A 19,419-nucleotide genomic window follows, 5' to 3' on the forward strand; every position below is an offset into this window, starting at 1 on the left:
AGCAAAATTTGCGTCACTTCGAACCGGCCCGGTCGACGCACCGGACTGCCTGATCGCTTCCGCGTCGGGATTCAGTTGTTCCGGGTCACGAGCTTGACACTGGTCCGGCTGTTCCGTGGCGGAGGCCGTCGAGGAGCAGGTCGAGCAGGCGGCCGGCCCGTTCGCGCTGGTCGGGGGCGCTGGTGACCAGCGCGATGCCGGCGAGGCTGAAGCCGACGTCGAGGGGGTCCACGTCCGGGCGCAGGAGACCGGCTTCGGCACCGGCGCGCAGCAGGGCATCGAGCGCGGCGCCGAGCTTGTCGAGGGTCTCGGCAAAGGGGTCCGCACCGGAGGCGACCGCGGCGCGCAGGGCGTCTGCCATGCCGTGCTTAGTGGCTAGGTAGTCGATGAACCGGTCCATCCACTGGCGCAGTGCCCGGTCGGGCGGGTTGCCGGCCAGCAGCTCGACCGCGCTGTCGCAGACCCGGGCCAGCTCGTTGCGGTAGGCCGCCTCGACCAGCGCCTCACGGGTCGGGAAGTGGCGGTAGAGCGTGGCCGAGCCGACGCCCGCGGCCTTGGCAATCGCGTCGATCGCAACGTCCGCGCCCTTCTCGGAGAAGGCGCGCACGGCCGCTTCGAGGATGCGCTCCCGATTGCGGCGGGCATCGGCACGCAACACGCTCGGCTGGGTGGTCAAGGCCGCTCCCTTCGTCGGGAACCAGTCTAGCTGGACAAACGGGGAACTCCCCGATTATCGTGGACGAGAAACGGGGAACCCCCCGGTTACGGGTGTGCCCCGTTGCGCTTCACAGCCAGGAAGGCCCTCAATGACCCCCAACAAGACGGTTGTGATCACCGGCACGTCCTCCGGCCTCGGACTGGCCACCGCTGTCGGTGCCGCGCGGGCGGGCTGGACGACCGTCGCGACCATGCGCGACACCGGCAAGGCCGACGCGCTGCTCAAGTCCGCCGCCGAGGCTGGCGTGGCCGACCGCATCCAGGTCATGCGGCTGGACGTGGTCGACCCCGCGAGCATCGCCGCCTGCCTGGACGAGGTGATCGCTGAGCACGGCCGCCTCGACGCGCTGGTCAACAACGCAGGCGCCGCCCAGGTCGGCACCATCGAACAGAGCAGCCTCGACGAGGTGCGTGCCGCGATGGAGGTCAACTTCTTCGGCGTGGTGGCCACGACCCGTGCCGCCCTGCCGCACCTGCGCGCCTCCCAGGGAAAGGTGGTCACCGTCAGCAGCGTCGGCGGCGTGGTCGGCCAGCCCTTCAACGAGGCGTACTGCGCGGCCAAGTTCGCCGTCGAGGGCTTCATGCAGTCGCTCGCCCCGGTCGCCGCCACCGCCGGTGTCGACATCACCGTGGTCGAACCGGGCGCGGTCGCCAGCGAATTCGTCGCGAACCTCGGCTTGGACGTGCCCGCCCTGCTCGCCGCCGCCGGCCCCTACGCCTCGGCCCTCCAGGCCTACCTCGCCCGCACGCAGCAGTCGTTCGGCAACGCCCAGACCCCGGCCGAAGCCGCCGCTCCGATCATCGACGCCCTCACCAGCGACCACCCGCCCTTCCGCATCCAGACCTCGCAATGGGCCCGCGACTTCGTCGCCACCACACTCGCCGACCTCGACGGCTCCGCCGTCCAAAACCTCACCGGAGGCTGGGTTCGCTGAACCACCCCGCTCACCGGCCGTAAGTTCCGGGCCGGGCAGCGCCGCACAGCGCCGCGGAAGCGGGAAACTGAGCCGTCGCACCCCGGAATACCCAGAGTCCAGCGAGGTGCATGCGAAGCGATCGTCAGCGCCGCGCGTACGCCCATCCACCCCATTGGCCCGCTTTTCAACCCGTGCCCGGTTCCATTCGCGAAAGCAGTTTTCGCGCGACGAAAACTGAACCATCGCCCGACGGTCAGGAGAAATCAAGCGGTGTATCCGGTGATCTTCCCCGAGACCAACCGCTACCGGTGCCCGGTGTCCGGCCGCATTCCCTTGAGCGCGATCTCGGCGAAGCGGCGCGACGCGGCGACGGCCGCCTCGGCGGACCGGCTTTGGATGCCGTTATTGGCCATCAGGACGAGAATCACGTCGTCCAGCACGACGCTCGGATGCACTTCCCCGGCCGCCTGGGCGCGGCGGACCAGCTCGGCGATCGATTCCAAGGCCCGCGCACGGTCGGCAGCGAAATCCAGCGCGTGCGGGTAGGCCGATACGAACGCTGCGGCGAAACCGCGGTTTCGGGCGTGCAGTTCGCAGAGCCGCTCGACGACCGAGGTGAAGCCGTGCCCGGGGTCCGGGTCGGCTAGACCCTCGTCGACGACGGCATAGCAGGCGCGCATCTGCTCGGCGAAAGCCTCGACAACCAGCATTTCCTTCGTGGGGAACCGGCGGTAGAGCGTCGCCGGGCCGACTCCCGCCCTGCGGGCGATCTCCCGCATCGGCACATCGAGGCCGTTGGCTCCGAACAGCGCGCGAGCCGCCTCGAGAATGCGCTCGCGGTTGTCCAGGGCATCCGAACGCAGCAAGTGAGGCAATTGATCGGGCACGATCTCACATTACCCAAGCGGACGGTGGCGTCCGTTACCGTCGATCGAGTGAAAGCAATCGCGGTACAGAATTTCGGCGGTCCCGAAGGACTCGCGATCCTCGACCTCCCCGTTCCGGCGCCAGCCGCCGGGCAGGTCCTGATCGGCACCGAGGCGATCGGCGTCGGCGGAGTCGACACCCTCATTCGGAGCGGCGCGCTGGCCGAGTACGGATTCGCGGAAGGGCACATCCCCGGCGGCGAGGTCGCGGGCATCGTGACGGCAGCCGGCGCGGGCGTCGACCCGTCTTGGGTCGGACGGCGCGTGTGGGGGTTCACCGGCGTCGGCGGCGGCTACGCGGAGCACGCCGTCGTGCCGGAAGCGACGCTCGTCGCCCTTCCGGAGACCCTCTCGGCGATCGACGCCGTCACCCTCGGCAGTTCGGGCGTAGTTGCCCACTTCGGTCTCCGCCACGCCCATTTCGCTCCTGGCGAGTCGGTTCTGATCCGCGGAGCGGCCGGCGGCATCGGCATCATGACGGTCCAGCTCGCCGCACGGGCCGGTGCCGGGGCGATCGCAGTCACGACGTCGTCGGCCGAACGGGGCGATCGGTTGCGCGAGCTCGGCGCGACTCGCGTGCTGGACCGCGCCGGCGAAGGTGCCGAGGACACCTACGATGTCATCATCGACGTCGTCGGCGGAGCGGGCCTGCCCGGGTTTTTCGCCAAGCTGAATCCGAACGGGCGCATGGTGGCCGTCGGTGCGATCGCCGGCGACCCGCCTGCGGATTTCGGCATGAAACTGGTCAAGGCTTTCCAGAAGTCGATGTCGTTCGCGACCTTCAGTGCGAACACAGTGCCCCAGCCGGACCGGCGCGCGATGACCGCGGACCTGTTCGCCGCCGCGACCCGCGGTGAGCTGACGTCCGTCGTGCACACGGTCCTGCCGCTGGACGAGGCCGTGGCGGCGCACCGCGCGATGCAGGCTGGCGAGGTGTTCGGCCGGATCGTGCTCACCCCCGCCGAACACCTCGGCCGAAGCTTGTGACAGATCTGGTTGCGACGTGGCCGCGCCGTACGGTGAGCTCGAACCGGCGCTCCGGGGAACTGTTCTCCGGCTCCGGTTCCTCCAGCATTGATCTGTCGCGGCCGGAACGGACCGAAGCACCGAACCCCATTCGAACGCGATCCCGGCAGCGGACTCGAAATGGCCGCGAACGGGAGTCGATCGTGGAGGAACGCGAGTCACGCGGCGGGCTATCCGGATGCGGGCGGGCGGCCCGGCTGCGCACGGCTCGTTCCGGTCGCCGGTTCCGTCATGGCGTGGTCGCCTCCCAGGCTCCCTTCAGCAGCGCCTTGGTGACGGGTTCGCAGGAATCCTGCGGGTACGTAGGCCCTTTGGCGAAGGCCATGATCACGACATTGCCGTCCCGCACGTACAGCGCGCAGTTCTCGCCACCGGGTTCCCCCTGCGGGAGAAGCCAGTGGCCTTCCTCGGCGTATCCAAGGTTCGGTTCTCGCTTGCTCCTGCCGTCCAGGTAGTACTCCTCGAAGCTGCGTTTCGCTTGCTCGGTGCCGGTTCCCTCGCCCTGGCCGGTGCGGAACAGTTTCCAGTAGACGTCGATGCTGCCGCCGGATCTGTCTTCCCAAAGGCAACGGGTCTGCGGCTCCGACGGGGACTCGGTTCCCGTCGCGAGCGTCGCGCCCGGCGGCAGCGACATCTTCGCGGCGACATTCGTGCAGGAAGGCAGGCCGTGGGTGTACTTGTCGGGCACCGCGCTGAGATTCGCGGTCGACGGTTCCCCAGAAGGCCACGCGAAGTACCCGACGGCCACCGCCGCGACCAGCGTGACGCCGGCCCCGAGCGCCGCAAAGGGGATCCAGCGTTTCGGCCGGGAGGGCGGCGCAGTCCAGGCGCCGCCGGGCGGGAACGGGCCGGCCACCGCCATGCCGCCTGGAGACGGAGGCCCGACATGTGATGCGGGCCAAGCGCCTGGGGCAGGCAAAGGCTGCGCCGCGGCGGAATAGCCGGGCAGCAGCTGATATGCGGCGGGCAGCGGCTGATGTCCGGTGGGCAGCGCCGGCATCCGAGGCTGAGTAGGCGGGTCTGCCCACTCTGCCGGGGCCGGAACACCGGGCACCGACACCCCACCCGACGACGCCACCACCGGACTCGCAACACCAGACACCGACGACCCGGCCGGCGGCGCGAAAGCATCCGGCCGGAGGGGAACGACCTGCACGTCCGGGGAGTATTGCCGGACCATCGCGGTCAGCCGGGCGACGTCGAGCTTGACCCTGGGCACCAGCACCCAGATCGGCGCGAGCGTGCTCGCATCTCCCTGCGGCACAACGTTTCCGCCGAGGTGGATCCGATCCTGGCGCAGCCGCGCGCTGACCTGGACCGCGTGGCCCTGGTCGTCGACCACCAACTCGGCGAGGTCGCCCCAACCGAGCGCCGAGCCGCCGACGTTCACCCCGGACTGGTCGACCTGGAGCGCCGTGGTGCGCCGCTGCTGCCAGACCATCAGCGCCGGCCAGGCAGCGAGCACGGCCACGGCGACACGGCTGTGCAGAAGAAACCCGACCAGATAGGTCAGCACGAGGAGACCGATCAGCCCGCCCCACACGGTCAGCGCCGCCAGCGGGTCGAACGGCTTGGCCACCCGGTACCGGACCTGGCGGACAGCGGTGTTGCGCAGCATGGTGCCCCCGGCGGTCAGCCCCGCACCGATCAGGAGCGCGATCGCCACGACGGGCAGCGGAACGTCGTTGGCGGAGCGGTGGGACGCCCCGAGCGCGCCCATGACGCCGCCGACGCCGACGAGGAGCGCGAGGCCGCCGATCCCGAACATAATGTTGCCGGCCCTGAGCAGTCCTTGGCTGGGGCCCGGCTGTGGCTGGTGCACTCGTCTCCTTCTCCGTACGGCCGTCGCGAACGGCTTACGAAGCGAGGACGGTAGCGGGCGGTGATGAAATCCCCATGACACCAAGCACGCAGGACCACAGCGCCTCGCCAGGCGACGGGTCGGCCCGGGCTACTTGAAAAGCCCGATGGCGCGGGCGATGACGAGCGTCACAGTGATCAACGACACGACGGACTGGATCATCATGACGAACTTGGCCCGGGGCGTGAACGGCAGCACATCGGTCGGGCTGAAGGCGGTGGCGTTCGTATAGGACAGGTAGAGGTAGTCCATGAACACCGGTTCCCAGTCCGCGGCAGCCTCGTCGGGACTTTGCCGCTGAGGAAAGGAAAAGTCCGGGAACGGCTGCCCGCCGGAAAGCCGGGAGAGCGGGCTGCCGCGATCGAATTGCCAGTACCACAGGCCGAAAACGATGACGTTGGTGCCCCAGATCGCCGCGCCGGAGGTCAGCAGCGGCAACGCGTCGTCCTGTTTGCCCTCGATGATCTGCTGGACCAGCCGGACCGCCGACCAGGCGTTGGTGGCGGTGATGATCGCGGTGAACACGACGAGCGCGTGCCGCGCCCACCGCGCCCGTCGGCGCTTGCCGAGCGGATTGGTCGCCACCAAAGCGATCAGGAGCACCAATTCCAGGACAGGCACCGCGCGGTGCCCGGGCGTGAATCGCGCCGGCAGTGCCAGCTGCAGCCCGATCGCGACGACCACCGCGAGGATCACCGGCCAGCGCGACCGGCCGCCGAGAACGCTGTGGGACACCTGGCCGAGCTGGTTGGTCCGGGCCAGCAATCGTTCTACCTGGTCCAGCCGCGCCGCCAAAGCGGCACGCGGGGATTCGTCGGGTCCGTCGTTCGATGTCACGGTTTTCGCGCCTTTGTCAGTAACGGGACTAGCCAGCCGTGAAGACATTGCCACGAAACATCGTCAACGCTCAACCAGTGCACCGAATGTCCATTCTGAGCGAACGCTGAGAATGTGTTGAGAAAGCACTGAGCAAACCTCGGAAACCCGAATTCGGCATTTCGCGATCCGGACAGAATTTCGCTTCGCGGTTCCGGCGGAAGCGACGCTCGCCCGGGTGCCGAGGCGGCGCTCGACGCGCCGCAGCCGAGCCTCCGGCCAGCGCGAACACCAGCCGCGTACGCTTCCGCCCAGAAAAATCCGCCGGGCTTGTCGAATCCAGGTCCCGCTGTTCGTAGCCAGAGTGAGCGGCCGCCCGCGAGGGAGCGGTCCCGACCAGAGGAGATGCTCGCCGATGTCGCACTCGCCGGCCAAGACCCACCGCATGTTCGAGCTCATCGAGCCGATCGCCACCGTCACTTACTCCGAGGTGCCGAACGAGGCGTTCCTGGCCGTGGGCATGCGCAACTACTGGGACGGATACTTCGCGGGCCGCGCCGCGCCGCTCGGGCTGGCATCGGCCGAAGTGGTGCACGCGGTCTTCTACAACTTCGCCGACGGTGAGGTGGCGCGGCACATTCCGTGGGTATGGGGGAAGATCACCCCGCAGGAAGCGATCGCCCTACGCCAGCGCGGCAGCGCCGCCGCGTTGCGGCAGATGATCGGGGACCTCGCCGGCTCCCCAGGCCTGAGGCGGGCCGCCGACCTCGCTACTCGGGCCGCCGTCAGCGCGCCGACCGAAGGCCGAGCCCTGTACGCGGGGCTGCGGGCACTCGACATTCCCGAGGAGCCCGTCGCCAAGCTCTGGCACGCGGCGACGCTGCTGCGAGAGCACCGCGGGGACGGTCACAACGCCGTCCTGGTCGCACACGGCATCGGCGGCACCGAAGCGCACGTGCTCATGGCCCTCGCGCTCGGCATGCGAGCGGAGGAATTCGGCCGGATTCACCACCTGCCCAAGGCGCGGCTGGCCGCCGTCGTCGACGGGCTGCGGGATCGTGGGCTGGTCGACGCTGTCGGCAAGTTCACCGATGCCGGCCGGGAAATCAAGGAGCGGATCGAAGCCCGGACGGACGAATTGGCGGCGCCGGCGTATGACGTGCTCGCCCCGGAGGAACTCGACGAGCTGATCGCGGGACTTGAGCCGATCGCCGCCGCGATACCGGTCGACGATCACTGAGCGGGGCGCTTCACGCCACCGCCGCCGACCTTGCTGCCCGGGACCGGGCGGTGGTGCGCGTCGAGTCCGACCGGGTGTCCGGCGAGGAGCCGGATCTGGACCCGGTCGGCGAGTTTGACCCGGCCGAGATGAGCGTCGAGCTGCCCCGGACGGTCAGGAGTTGTCGCCGTTGCCGCCGAACTTGCTCCAGACCTTGCTCGCTGTGTCGGCGACCGACTCGCCGACTTCGCTGAAGACCTTGGTCAGCGGGTCGGTGGAAGCCGTCCAGGAGTCCTTGTAGGACTTCGCCGCCGACTTCAGGTCGTCCTTCCAGTCCGTGGTCGGCGCGTCCTGCTCGCGGCGCGGGTAATCGCCCGCCAGGATCGCGCGGTATTCCTCGGACGCGGCCCACCGCTGCAGCTGCGTCGCGCGGACCACGGCGAACGGATGGGTCTCGGTCTCGACGTACTTCAGCTTCAGGATGCTGTCCCGGATGTCGTCGACCGACTCGTATTCCGCGCCCTGCTTGAGGAACGACGGGATGTCGATGCGGGACGGGTCCAGCCCGCCGGCGATCTGGATCTGCGCGCGCAGCGCCGCGGCCGGGTCCTGGCTGGAGAGCAGGCCGGCGCGGTCGCACGACAGCTCCGCCTTGCGGTACCACTCGCTCAGCGCCGCGATGATCGCCCGGATGCCGAGTGCGCTGACCGGCGTCCAGGACATCGACATCTGCAGATTGATCAGGCGCACCATGATCGTGCGGTAGACCGCGTGCCCGGACAGCACGTGTCCCATCTCGTGCCCGATCACGAATCGCAGCGATTCGTGGCTCATCTGGTCGACGAGAGCGGTGCTGATCCGGATGAACGGCTCGTCCATGCCGAGCGCGGACGCCTGCAGGTTCGGGTCCTGGTAGACGAACAGGTTCGGCACCGCGGGCAGGTCGAGCGTCTCCGCGCACTCGTGGCGCAGCCGGTCGAGTTCCGGGTACTGGCGCGGGCCGACGCGGATCGACGACGCCAGCGCCATCAGCCGTTCGCCGCGCTCGTTGTAGAAGCCGGAGATCGCCTTGATCACCTGGGCGAATCCCGGCACCGCGCGCAGCGTGGCGAGCGCGCCGCGGTCCACCGGATGCTCGTAGGCGCGAGGGCTGATCCCCGGGAACCGGACGGCATCCCGGCGCGCAGGCTCGATTTCCTCAGTCATGACTCCCCCTGTGGTCGCTCAACGCACCCTACTCGAAACCGATCATCGGCGGCGGCGCGGCGCGAACCGCCCATCGCAGTCCGGACCGGCCCGGACCAGCGGAAAACGCGTCACCGGACCGGGCTGGACGCGGTGAATTCACGACCCGTGCCGTGGGGTTCACGCCTTGCGGCGCAAGGACTCCACCAGGTGCCGCTCCCGGTCGTGGACGAGATAGACGTCGACCCGGGCGATGCCGCCGGCCGGTCCGGGCTGGGCCCAGCCGAACTTCCGGTAGTCGTCCGAGACGGTCCGCGTCTGCGCGTCGTACAGCTCGCCGTTCGGCCCGCGGAACTGGAAGAGGACCGCAGTGCTCCCAGGCGCGGGTTCGTCCATGACGAACCCGCTGACCCCGACGGCGCGGTTGTACCAGGTGATAGTGCCGCCGGTGTGCCCGTGCGCGAACTTCCCCTGGAAGTCCGACTTCGGATACTCGGCCGCGGCCGCGACCCCGGTGGCGGCGACCGCGGCGGCCGCGGACAGGACGAAACTGACGGCAACGCGTTTCATGGCTTTCCCCCCGTAACTGGTCGATTCCGGGCGAATCGTAGCCGGTCGGGGCGATCTTCGAGGCGTTTTCGGCGCATCCCGGGAGCATCGGCCCGGTACTGGCGGCACGAACAACGGCTGAGCCCGGGAGTCCGGGGCGGACCGTCAGCCGTCGTGCCGGGCCGCCGCCCGGACCGCGTCCATCGCCGCGACTTCCTTCGGCGTCCGCCGCTGAGCGCCGACCCCGAGGAATCCGCCTTCCTGGTTCACTTCGGCGACGACGGTGGCGATTTCGACCAGGAACTCCCGGAAATCCGGCAGCTCGGCCGGCGCGGTCCGGGCCACGATCGCGGTCGCCTCCCGGATCGTCTTCTCCGCGAACGGCAGGTAGCCGGCGTACTTGACGCCCGGCCGCAGCCCGGTGTCGAACGCCGACGTCGCGGCCGCTTCCCGGATGAACCGCCGGGGATGCGCGACGCTCGCCTCCCGCAAGGTCTTGATCAGCGCGAACATCTCGTCCGAGTCGAGCCCGCCCACCGCGAGCCCGACGAGGACGCCCGAGGCCATCATCGCCCGCTGCAGGACCTCCCACTCGGCGGCGGTGAAGTCGTCCTCCCCCGCTCCGTCGCGCGCCCGCCCGTCTCGGATCACCTGCATGCCGACGCTCGCCACCAGGCCCGGAATGCTGCGCGCGACGTGCAGCTTCCGCGCCTGCGCCGGTTCCGGCAGCGCTTCCCAGCCGACCAGGTCCGGATGCTCGGCGCCCGGCTGCTCGGCCCGCCACCGGTCGTGCTCCCGCTGGGCCAGCAGCAGCACCTCGGAATCGTCGAACGCCACGGTGAGCGTGGGATCGAAGGCCGGCACCATCACGCAGCCGACCGCCGCCAGGGTCTCGCCGAGCTGCCGCGCCTGCGCGCGGGCGCCGGTCTTGTGCTCCTCCGGCGACTGATCCCACCGGCGGCGGCCGCGGACCCAGTTGCCTGCCTGCCGGACGACACCGTTGCCAGCCTGGCCCTCGGCATCGTGCAGAGCCCGCGCGAGGTCCTCGATGAGCTCGCCGCGGGTGTAGCGGCTGAGGTCCTCGATCAGCCGGTCCTGCGCGACGAGGCGCGCCTTCATCCGGCGGCACTCGTGCAGGATCGCCTCGCCGTTGAGGTAGGTCTGCTCGGACCGCCGGTCGCCGGCCTGGCCCAGCACCCCCTGCCCGACCATGATGACGATCATGAAGATGAGCTGGACCAGCGTGGACAGGAAGGTCATGAACGCGAACGGGTAGGGGTCCAGCGTCTGCACGCCGAGCGCGGCCAGGCCGATCCACGCCACCTGGGTGCCAGCCGCCAGGTAGAACGCCCACATGCTGCCGAGCCGCTCGGTCAGCCACGCCGCGATCCGGCCGTTGACGCTCACCGCGTGGTCGAGCGCCTGCGGCGGGCGCTGCACCCGGTGCTGCTCGATCCACGGGTGCTGGCTCGTCTCCAGCAGGCTGACGCCGCGGCTGAGCGCCCGGTCGTGCTCGTCGAGGTGCCGCTGCAGGTCCGCGATCTGCTCGAAGACCGCCTCGGCGTTCTCGTAGGTCTGCACCGACCGTTTGTCCGCCGCGCCGCCCAGCACCCGCTGGCCGACCAGGATCACCAGGCACAGCACCAGCTGCACCACGTTGTCCAGGAACAGCAGGAACGCGAACGGGTACGGGTCGGCCGCGCGCAGCGGGCCCCAGGTCGCCAGCGCCATCCACCCGGCGACGATCACCAGGACCGCGTACAGCGCGGGCATCGACCCGATCGCGCGGGTCAGCGCCGCCGCGAACGCGCCGTTGAAGCCGATCTGCTCGTCCTCGGTCGTGGCCGGCCGCCGGGGCAGCCGGGGCAACCGGGGCATTCGGCGGCGGTTCACCCGTTCCGTCCGGAATCGGGCGCCGCACCGGGTTTCCGCCGCGTCCGCCTCCGCACAGTGGATCCGCTCCTCGGCACGCTCGAGCCCCTTCCGCCGCCAGCCGGTCTCCGGGGCCAGTATCCCGGCGGACGGAGCGGGGCAGCCGGGCAGCCCGGCGAGCGACCATCCATTGAGGACTCCGCGGCACCGCTTCGCGGCGAAGAAGAACCCCGCGGATCCGCCCGGCCGCCGTGCGGCAAGCTGGCCGCATGTCCACGGAATCCGTGATCGGCAGCCCCCTGCGGGACCAGATCGAAACGTTCGCCGACGAGCACCGCGAAGCGCTTCAGCGGTGTCTCGACGGGCTCACCGAAGAGCAGGCCCGCCGGTCGCTCGTGCCGTCCCGGACCACCCTGCTCGGGCTGGTCAAACACGCCACGTTCGTGGAGAAGGTCTGGTTCGACGAGGCGGTGACCGGCCGCTCCCGCGCCGAACTGGGGCTGCCGGACGACGCGGGCGACTCGTTCCTCCTCGCCGACGAGGACACCGTCGAGTCCGTTCAGCGTGCGCACCGGGAGGCGTGCGAGGCGTCCCGGCGGGCCGCCGCGGCGCTGGACCTCGACGACCTGCTCACCGGCAACCGGCGCGGGCCATTGCCGCTGCGGTGGGTCTACCTGCACCTGCTGCGCGAACTGGCCCAGCACTGCGGGCACGCGGACATCCTCCGTGAGCAGATCCTCGCCCACGACGCGAAATAGCGGCACAGCCGCCAGCGAGGCAGCTGCTTGCGCGCACCTCGGTCGGCAACAGCTCGGTCGGGCAGAGCCATTCCACAATGGACGATCTACCCGGTGAGACCGCGAAGACCAGCGGTGGAGATCGCGAAGAGCGGGACGACAGCGCGCGGATCGTCGCGGTGGCCGAGGCGCATCCGCTGGCGGGCCAGGAAACCGTCGCGGTCGCCGGGTTGCCGTTTCTTGCCTTACCGGCCCACCTGGGTGCCCCGGCTGGACGACCACATCGCACCGCTGTGCCTGCGCGCCGGGTTCCGGGTGCGCGTGATCCAGGAAGCCGTCCAGTTCCCGACGATGCTCGGCCTCGCGCTCTCCGATCCGGGCGCGTTCTCCGCCGCTTCGGCGATCTCGCGCGCCGTCTGTTCCTCAGCGTCGCACCGCTGAGCTTCGGATGATCACCGACGGCCGCAGATTTCAGGAAAATGAAGACGACCCTTGACTCACTGAAAACCAACACTATGCTGAACAACACCAGCGATTCAGTGAAGATCGGGAGCGAGGCCATGACGGCAGCGAGCGAGGCGGACGGCACCCCCGGCGCTTCCATGCTGCACGTCATCGGCGGAAAAATCCGGGCTCTGCGCAAGGAACGCGGGCTCACCGTCGAACGGCTCGGCGAGGTGTCGGGCGTGTCCACCGGAATCGTGAGCCAGGTCGAACGCGGCAAGGCGAATCCGTCCTTCTCCACGCTGGTGCAGATCGCACACGGGCTGGGCATCTCCATCGCCCAGCTGATCGAGGAGGACGGGCATCGCGCCCCGGTCGTGCGCAAGCACGAGCGGCGCCGGATCGACGGGCACGGGCTCGCCGACGGGGGCAGCTACGAACTGCTCACTCCCGACCTCAACGGAGCGCTCGAGGCCACCTGGGTGGAAACCCCGCCCGGCTACGACAGCAGCGAAACCCCCTACCGGCACAACGGCGAGGAATTCGGTCTCATCCTCTCCGGAGCCAAAGACGTGTACCTCGACGGCGTCCGGCACCACCTGGAAGCCGGCGATTCGATCCGGTACGCGTCGACCATCCCGCATTGGTACGTGAACTCCGGCGACGAAACGTGCGTCGCCGTCTGGGTGATCACCCCGCCTACCTGGTGACCACCGCACTCTGAGCACGCGACGGGCCGTCCTGCCCGCCGCGCGGTCGTCCGGCCTGTCCGCCCGGCGGCTTCCCTTGTCCTGCCCTCGGGGCAGACCCTCTGCGCAGACCGCTTTCCCCTAAGGCGGAAACCATGGCCTCCACCTCCACCGAACCCCACCGGCAAACCCGTTCCCTCGCCGCCCGGCGCCCGCTGGTCGCACTGGGCCTCGGCGGCACCCTCGAGTGGTACGACTGGCAGATCTTCGGCCTGCTCTCGGCCTTCGTCGGACCGCAGTTCTTCCCCAACCACGATCCGGTCGCGGCGACGCTCAGCGCGCTCGCGGTGTTCGCCGTCGGTTTCCTGTTCCGTCCGCTCGGCGGCGTGGTGCTCGGCCTCGTCGCCGACCGCTTCGGCCGCCGCCGGGTGATGCTCGGCTCGGTCGCCGCGATGGCGCTCGCGACGCTCGTGATCGCCGCCGTCCCCGGCTACGCCAGCCTCGGCGTGTGGTCGGGAGTGATCCTCCTGCTCTGCCGCGTCGTGCAAGGAATCTCCACCGGCGTCGAAGGTCCGCTCGCGACCGCGTACGCCGTCGAACTCACCGCGAAAGGACGGGAAGGCCGGGCCGCCGGGATCATGAGCCTCTTCGTGAACCTCGGCATCCTCGGCGCCTCGCTGATCAGTTTTCTCACCAGCGCCGTGGTCGGCAGCGCCGCGATGCAGTCGTGGGGCTGGCGGGTGCCGATGGCTTTCGGCGCCGTGCTGGGGATCGTGATCGTCTACATGCGACGCCAGCTGCCGGAAAGCCTGCACCCGTCCGCCGCCGGGCAACGGCCGGCGGAGAGCAGCCGCGAGGTGTGGCGCGGGATCGGCAAGCACTGGCTGGCGCTGCTCGCGATGATCTTCGTCGTCGGCGCGGCGCAAGCCTACAACTACGCCTGGAACGTCGGCCTGCCGACGCTCGCCCGCAGTACCTACAAGGAAAACGCGACCTCCGTTTTCGCCATCACCACGCTGCTCGGAGTAGTCCTGGTGGTCGGCTCGCTCCTGACCGGCGCGCTGGCCGACCGCAGGAAACTGTCCCGTACCTTCGTCGCGACCCGGCTGCTCGCCGTCCCGGCGGTGTTCCTGATGCTGCTGTACGCGGGGCCCGGACTCGGCGGTTTCAGCGCGGTGCTGCTCGGCGGCGGCCTGGTGCTGGTGCTGAACATGACGCTCTACAACGTCGTCAGCACGTCGCTGCTGCCCGCTCCGTGCCGGGCGACCGGCGTCGGGCTCGGGTACGGCATCGGGGTCGCGCTGTTCGGCGGGACGGCGTCGTACCTGCTCGTGTGGCTCGGCCGCTACGGCTCGGCCTGGATGTTCCCCGCCTACACCGCCGCGCTGTGCCTGATCAGCGTGGCCCTTTATCTCGCGGCCCGGCGCCGCACCGGAATCTACGCAGGCGAGTGAGGAGTGCTGATGGACCTCGCAGTGTCCCTATCGAATCTCGACGCACCCGTTGTGCGGCGCAGCGACGTAGTGGTGGTCGGCGGCGGACCGGCCGGCGTCAGCGCCGCGGTGTCCGCGGCCCGCGCCGGGGCCTCGGTGACCCTGCTCGAGCGCTACGCGGCGCTGGGCGGGCTGGCGTCCGGCGGCATGGTGCTGGTGCTGGACGACATGTGCAACGGCAGCGAGGTGTCGGTCCGAGGCATCGTCGCCGAGTACGTCGACCGGTTGCAGCGGATCGGGCTCGCGGTGTACCCGCCCGAGCCGGACCGGATCTCGTCCCCGGAGATGTGGCGGCGGTGGGGACGGTGGGGCGCGTTCGACTTCCACTCGCACGCCAGCCCCAAGCCGATCTGCTACGCCGTCGCCTTCGATCCGGACGGCTGGAAGCGGGTGTCGAACGACCTGGTCCGCGAGGCGGGCGTGCATCTGCGGCTGCACAGCTGGTTCTCCCGTCCGGTGGTCGAGGACGGCCGGATGCGCGGCGTCGTATGCGAAACGAAATCCGGGCCGCAGGCGGTGCTCGGCGACATCGTGATCGACACGACCGGCGACATCGACGTCGCGTCCCGGGCCGGCGCGTCCTACGCCCACGACAGTTATCTGGTCACGCTCGTATTCCGGCTCGGCGGGGTGGACACCGAGGCAGCGCAGCAGTTCGAACAGGACAACCCCCGCGCCGCCAGGGCGATCAACCGCAAGGTGAAGCGGATGCTCGGCGGCGCGTGGGAACTGTGGTGGCTCAAGACCCCGGTGCCCGGGGTGGTGTGGTGCAACTGCCCGCACCTGACCGGCTACGACGGCGCGGACCCGGAATCGCTCACCGCGGCCGAATTCGACGCCCGGGAAAGGATCTCCGCGGCGATCGAGTACGTGCGCGCCGAGCTGCCCGGGTTCGGCGGCTGCTACCTGCTCGACGTGGCCGAACAGATCGGAGTGCGCCAGACCCGGTTGCTGCGCGGCGAATACGTGGTGACGAAGGACGACATCACGCAGCGGCGGCACTTCGCCGATTCGGTCGCCCGCGGCCGCGACTACTACACCCCCTACCGGGCGCTGCTCCCCCGCGACGTCGACCAGCTGCTGGTCGCCGGGCGGCACTATTCGGCCACGCCGGAGGCGCAGCGGATCTCGCGCGAGATCCCGCCGTGCATGGCGATGGGCCAAGCCGCCGGCGTCGCCGCCGGAATCGCCGCCGACCGCGGGCAGACCGTGCGCGAGGTCGATCCCGCGCTGATCCAGGCCGGGATGCGCGCCCAGGGCGCCGATCCGGGCGACGTGCCCGCCCCGAACGCCACCGTGGAACTGGAGGTCGCATGAACGCCGCGCTGCCGCTCGACGGGATCACCGTCGTCGATTTCACCCAGGTCTACCTGGGGCCGAGCTGCACGCAGCTGCTCGGCGACTACGGCGCCGACGTCGTCAAGATCGAGCGTCCCGGCGCGGGCGACCTGTCGCGGTCGTCCATTCCGGACCCGGACGGGCCGGACAACCCGATTTTCCTGTCCATCAACCGGAACAAGCGCAGCGTGTCGATCGACACCCGCACCGAGGAGGGCAGGCGGATCGTCGGCGACCTGATCGCCGGGGCGGACGTGGTGGTGAGCAACTTCCGCTCCGGAGTGATGGAACGGATCGGATTCGGCTACGAGGCATGCCGCCGCCGCAACCCGGGGCTGATCTGGGCGTCCGGCACCGGGTTCGGCGAAGAGGGCCCGTACCGGCACAAGGGCGGGCAGGATGTGATCGCGCAGGCGTACTCCGGCGTGATGTGGCGGCGCGCGTCCGAGGACGTGCCGCTCTCGGTGTACCCGACCACGTTGTGCGACTACACCACCGGGATGCACTTGCTGCAGGGCGTGCTGCTGGCGCTGGTGAGCCGGGCTCGCACCGGCGAGGGGCAGAAGGTCGAGGTGACGATGTACGACTCGATGCTCCACATGCAGATGCAGGAAGCCTGCATGCAGCTCAACCGCGGCCGCGAGGTGAACTGGGCGGCGATGCCGCTGTCCGGCGTGTTCCCGACGGCCGACGGAGCGGTGTGCATGGTCGGCGCGTTCAAGGAGAATCCGTTGCGCGACATCAGCACCGCGCTCGAACTTCCCGAGGACCTGTCGGCTCGGCCGGAGTACTCGACGCTGGAGCTGCAGTTCGAGCACAAACCGGAACTGCAGCGGATCTTCCGCGAGCGGTTCGCCGGGAATACCACCGAATACTGGGTGAAACGGCTGGAGGAACAGGACATCCTGTGCGCCCCGGTGCGCAGCCTCGCCGAGGCGCTCGAGGACGAACAGACCGCGGTGAACCGGATGGTGCTGGAAATGGAGCATCCGACCGCGGGCAGGGTGCGAGCGCTGGCCGCGCCGATCCGGCTGTCCGAGACTCCCGCGCAAGTCCGGCGGGTGCCGCCGCGGCTGGGCGAGCACAACGAGGAAGTGCTGGCCGAGCACGGCTACGACGCCGAACGCATCGCCGCGCTCAAGGCCGCGGGGGTGCTTCGGTGAGCGAAGAGGTGCGGTTCGAGGTCGACAAGCACGTCGCCCGAGTGACGATCGACCGGCCCCAGGTGCTCAACGCCGTCGCACCGGAGACGCAGCGGCGGTTGTGCGAGATCTGGGAAGCGATCGAGCGTGACCCGCAGGTGCGCGTCGTCGTCCTGACCGGAGCCGGGGAACGCGCGTTCTGCGTCGGCGCCGACATGTCGGCGAACGCGATCGAGAAGACCGGGCTGCAGTTCTGGGCGGACGAACCGGAAACCGGGTTCGGCGGCCTGTGCCTGCGCACGACGCTCGACGTGCCGGTGATCGCACGGGTCAACGGCTACGCGCTCGGCGGCGGGATGGAAATGGTGCTGGGCTGCGACATCGTGATCGCGGCCGAGCACGCGCAGTTCGGGCTGACCGAGCCGCGGGTCGGGCGGCTCCCGCTCGGCGGCGGGATCGCGCAGCTGGTGCGCCGGCTCCCGCACACCCAGGCGATGGGGCTGCTGCTGACCGGCCGCCGGGCCGGTGCCGCCGAACTGCACGGGATGGGGCTGGTCAACGAGGTGGCTCCGGCCGGCGAACTGGACTCGGTGGTGGACCGGTGGGTCGCGGACGTCTTGGCGTGCGCGCCGACGTCGCTGCGCGCGATCAAGCAGATCGTGCAGCGGACCGGACAGCTGAGCGCCCGGGAAGCCTGGGCGGCACGGCTTCCGGCGCTGATGTCCGCGCTCGACAGCGAGGACAGTGCCGAGGGCGTCCGGGCGTTCCAGGAGAAGCGACCGCCCGTGTGGCCGGGGCGGTGACGCCGATGCTGGCACCCGGAGTGTGGGGCGTCGTAGCGACCCCGTTCACCGGTTCCGCCCTGGACGTCGACGAACCGAGCTTGGCGCGGCTCGTGGAGCACTACGCCTCGCTCGGGGTCGCCGGGCTGACCGTGCTCGGCGTGTTCGGAGAAGCGGCTCGACTCGACACCGCCGATCGGCGCGCGGTTTTGGAGACCGTGCTCGACAGCGTCGATCTCCCGGTGGTCGTCGGCGCGACCGGGCTCTCCACGGCGCCGGTGATCGAGGAGGTCGCGCTCGCCGCGGAACTCGCCGGGTCGCGGCTGGCCGGGGCGATGGTGCAGGTCAATTCCGGCGATCCGCACGTGCTGTCCCGGCATCTCGCCGACGTGCACGAGGCGACCGGGGCCGGGCTCGTCGTGCAGGACTACCCGCTCGTCTCCGGGGTCCGGATCGCGCCCGCCGCGCTGGCCGCCGCGCTGGCCGCGACGCCCGGCGTGGTCGCGGTGAAAGCCGAAGCCCCGCCGACGACCACCGCGATCGCGACCCTCACCGAAAGTCTCGACGTCCCAGTGTTCGGTGGGCTCGGCGGGCTCGGGCTGTTGGACGAACTCGCCGCGGGCGCGGCCGGCGCCATGACCGGGTTCTCGTTTCCCGAGGGACTGCTCGCGTGCGTCGAAGCATGGCAGGCGGGCGGGTATGCCGCGGCCAGGGAAGCGTTCCTGCCGTACCTGCCGCTGGTGAACTTCGAGCAGCAAGCGACCGTGGCGCTGGCCGTCCGCAAAGAGTGCCTTCGCCGGCGCGGCCTCATCCTGGACGCGGGCGTGCGCCCGCCCGCGGCGTCGTTGCCCGAAGCGCTGCGCGAGCAGCTGCACCGGCACGTCACCGCGGTCTCGACGATGACGGAGGTTGCGTAATGGATCTGGGACTGGCCGGCCGTACCGCGGTGGTCTGCGCGTCGACCGGCGGGCTCGGCGAGGCGGTTGCTCGTGCCCTGGCTGCCGAGGGCGTCCGGGTCGCGGTCAGCGGGCGGCGCGGCGAACGAGCCCGCGCCGTCGCGGCGGAGCTGCCCGGCGCGATCGCGGTCGAGGTCGACCTGACCGCCGAGGAAGGGCCGCAACAGCTCGTCGACGCGGCCCTCGCCGAATTCGGCTCGGTCGACGTGCTGGTGCTCAACGGGCCGGGACCGAAGCCAGGCACCGCGGCCGACACCACGGTCGCCGACGCGGACCTCGCCCTCGCGTCGCTGGTCCGGCCGCACGTGCGCCTGGTGTCGGCGCTGCTGCCGGGCATGCGCGAGCGGGGCTGGGGCCGGATCCTCGCGGTCGGTTCGAGCGGGATCGAAGCGCCGATCCCGAACCTCGCCCTGTCCAACCTGGGCCGGGCCGCGCTGGCCGGGTACCTGAAGACCCTCGCGAGCGAGGTCGCCGCCGACGGCGTAACCGTCAACTTGCTGCTGCCCGGGCGGATCGCGACCGATCGGGTCGCGGCGCTCGACCGGGCCAACGCCGAACGGAGCGGCCGGAGCTCCGAAAGCGTCCGCCAAGCCGCGCTCGCGACCATCCCGGCGGGCCGCTACGGCGACCCGGCGGAGTTCGGCTCGACGGCTGCGTTCCTGTGCGGCGCGCCTGCGTCCTACCTCACCGGCACCGCGATCCGCTGTGACGGCGGCCTGGTGCCGACCCTGTGACTGTCCGCGAAGGAGC

General features: G+C 70.3%; 19 protein-coding genes. 12 read left to right on the plus strand and 7 right to left on the minus strand.

Going from position 1 to position 19,419, the window contains the following annotated elements:
* Positions 1–85 precede the first annotated feature (85 nt).
* Positions 86–676, minus strand: coding sequence for a TetR/AcrR family transcriptional regulator (locus AMYBE_RS0119680; RefSeq protein WP_020661108.1), 591 nt, complete (start codon positions 674–676; stop codon positions 86–88).
* Between the two features lie 130 nt (positions 677–806).
* Here AMYBE_RS0119680 and AMYBE_RS0119685 point away from each other — a divergent pair, with 130 nt between their 5' ends.
* Positions 807–1,652, plus strand: a complete 846-nt coding sequence (locus AMYBE_RS0119685; protein ID WP_020661109.1) for an SDR family NAD(P)-dependent oxidoreductase — start codon at positions 807–809, stop codon at positions 1,650–1,652.
* 284 nt (positions 1,653–1,936) lie between these two features.
* On the opposite strand, the gene AMYBE_RS0119690 is transcribed toward AMYBE_RS0119685, so the two are convergent.
* Entirely contained in the window at positions 1,937–2,521 is a 585-nt protein-coding gene (locus AMYBE_RS0119690; protein WP_154676250.1) for a TetR/AcrR family transcriptional regulator, read from the minus strand.
* 48 nt (positions 2,522–2,569) lie between these two features.
* On the opposite strand from AMYBE_RS0119690, the gene AMYBE_RS0119695 reads away from it, so the two are divergent.
* Entirely contained in the window at positions 2,570–3,547 is a 978-nt protein-coding gene (locus AMYBE_RS0119695) for a zinc-binding dehydrogenase (protein ID WP_020661111.1), read from the plus strand.
* A gap of 268 nt (positions 3,548–3,815) precedes the next feature.
* Here AMYBE_RS0119695 and AMYBE_RS0119700 read toward each other — a convergent pair whose 3' ends face one another.
* Both AMYBE_RS0119700 and AMYBE_RS0119705 read right to left on the minus strand, forming a co-directional pair.
* The gene (locus AMYBE_RS0119700) at positions 3,816–5,408 is read right to left on the minus strand and encodes a hypothetical protein (protein ID WP_154676251.1); all 1,593 of its coding nucleotides are present in this window, start codon (positions 5,406–5,408) and stop codon (positions 3,816–3,818) included.
* Positions 5,409–5,537: 129 nt separating this feature from the next.
* Entirely contained in the window at positions 5,538–6,284 is a 747-nt protein-coding gene (locus tag AMYBE_RS0119705; RefSeq protein ID WP_245573220.1) for a DUF1345 domain-containing protein, read from the minus strand.
* Positions 6,285–6,678: 394 nt separating this feature from the next.
* Here AMYBE_RS0119705 and AMYBE_RS0119710 point away from each other — a divergent pair, with 394 nt between their 5' ends.
* On the plus strand, positions 6,679–7,503 hold the full coding sequence (locus AMYBE_RS0119710) for a MarR family winged helix-turn-helix transcriptional regulator (protein WP_020661113.1): 825 nt from the start codon (positions 6,679–6,681) through the stop codon (positions 7,501–7,503).
* 153 nt (positions 7,504–7,656) lie between these two features.
* Here the strand turns inward: AMYBE_RS0119710 and AMYBE_RS0119715 are convergent, their stop codons facing one another.
* From AMYBE_RS0119715 to AMYBE_RS0119725, 3 genes are all read right to left on the minus strand, one after another.
* Positions 7,657–8,688 (minus strand): M48 family metallopeptidase, encoded by a 1,032-nt coding sequence (locus tag AMYBE_RS0119715; protein WP_020661114.1) that lies wholly within the window; start codon positions 8,686–8,688, stop codon positions 7,657–7,659.
* Between the two features lie 159 nt (positions 8,689–8,847).
* On the minus strand, positions 8,848–9,237 hold the full coding sequence (locus tag AMYBE_RS0119720) for a hypothetical protein (protein WP_020661115.1): 390 nt from the start codon (positions 9,235–9,237) through the stop codon (positions 8,848–8,850).
* A 144-nt stretch (positions 9,238–9,381) separates the two neighbouring features.
* On the minus strand, positions 9,382–11,094 hold the full coding sequence (locus tag AMYBE_RS0119725; protein ID WP_027927821.1) for a DUF1003 domain-containing protein: 1,713 nt from the start codon (positions 11,092–11,094) through the stop codon (positions 9,382–9,384).
* 263 nt (positions 11,095–11,357) lie between these two features.
* Between AMYBE_RS0119725 and AMYBE_RS0119730 the strand changes: the two genes are divergently transcribed.
* The 9 genes from AMYBE_RS0119730 (at position 11,358) to AMYBE_RS0119770 (ending at position 19,403) form a co-directional block, all read left to right on the plus strand.
* Positions 11,358–11,846: a DinB family protein gene (locus tag AMYBE_RS0119730; RefSeq protein ID WP_020661116.1), complete on the plus strand. Its 489-nt coding sequence runs from the start codon at positions 11,358–11,360 to the stop codon at positions 11,844–11,846.
* 219 nt (positions 11,847–12,065) lie between these two features.
* Positions 12,066–12,266, plus strand: coding sequence for a hypothetical protein (locus AMYBE_RS45815; protein WP_020661117.1), 201 nt, complete (start codon positions 12,066–12,068; stop codon positions 12,264–12,266).
* Between the two features lie 119 nt (positions 12,267–12,385).
* Entirely contained in the window at positions 12,386–12,979 is a 594-nt protein-coding gene (locus AMYBE_RS0119740) for a helix-turn-helix domain-containing protein (protein ID WP_034288879.1), read from the plus strand.
* A 134-nt stretch (positions 12,980–13,113) separates the two neighbouring features.
* Positions 13,114–14,412 carry an MFS transporter gene (locus AMYBE_RS0119745; protein ID WP_020661119.1) on the plus strand — a complete coding sequence of 433 codons (1,299 nt, stop codon included), beginning with the start codon at positions 13,114–13,116 and terminating at the stop codon, positions 14,410–14,412.
* A gap of 9 nt (positions 14,413–14,421) precedes the next feature.
* Entirely contained in the window at positions 14,422–15,768 is a 1,347-nt protein-coding gene (locus AMYBE_RS0119750) for an FAD-dependent oxidoreductase (protein ID WP_020661120.1), read from the plus strand.
* Entirely contained in the window at positions 15,765–16,952 is a 1,188-nt protein-coding gene (locus AMYBE_RS0119755; protein WP_020661121.1) for a CaiB/BaiF CoA transferase family protein, read from the plus strand. Before AMYBE_RS0119750 ends, AMYBE_RS0119755 begins: the two co-directional genes overlap by 4 nt.
* Positions 16,949–17,734, plus strand: coding sequence for an enoyl-CoA hydratase-related protein (locus tag AMYBE_RS0119760; protein WP_020661122.1), 786 nt, complete (start codon positions 16,949–16,951; stop codon positions 17,732–17,734). The genes AMYBE_RS0119755 and AMYBE_RS0119760 overlap by 4 nt, the downstream gene beginning before the upstream one ends.
* 5 nt (positions 17,735–17,739) lie before the next feature.
* On the plus strand, positions 17,740–18,630 hold the full coding sequence (locus AMYBE_RS0119765; protein WP_034288882.1) for a dihydrodipicolinate synthase family protein: 891 nt from the start codon (positions 17,740–17,742) through the stop codon (positions 18,628–18,630).
* Positions 18,630–19,403, plus strand: a complete 774-nt coding sequence (locus AMYBE_RS0119770) for an SDR family oxidoreductase (RefSeq protein WP_020661124.1) — start codon at positions 18,630–18,632, stop codon at positions 19,401–19,403. Before AMYBE_RS0119765 ends, AMYBE_RS0119770 begins: the two co-directional genes overlap by 1 nt.
* The last annotated feature ends 16 nt before the right edge of the window (positions 19,404–19,419 follow it).

The sequence above is a fragment of the Amycolatopsis benzoatilytica AK 16/65 genome (assembly GCF_000383915.1).
Taxonomy (GTDB): Bacteria; Actinomycetota; Actinomycetes; order Mycobacteriales; family Pseudonocardiaceae; genus Amycolatopsis; species Amycolatopsis benzoatilytica.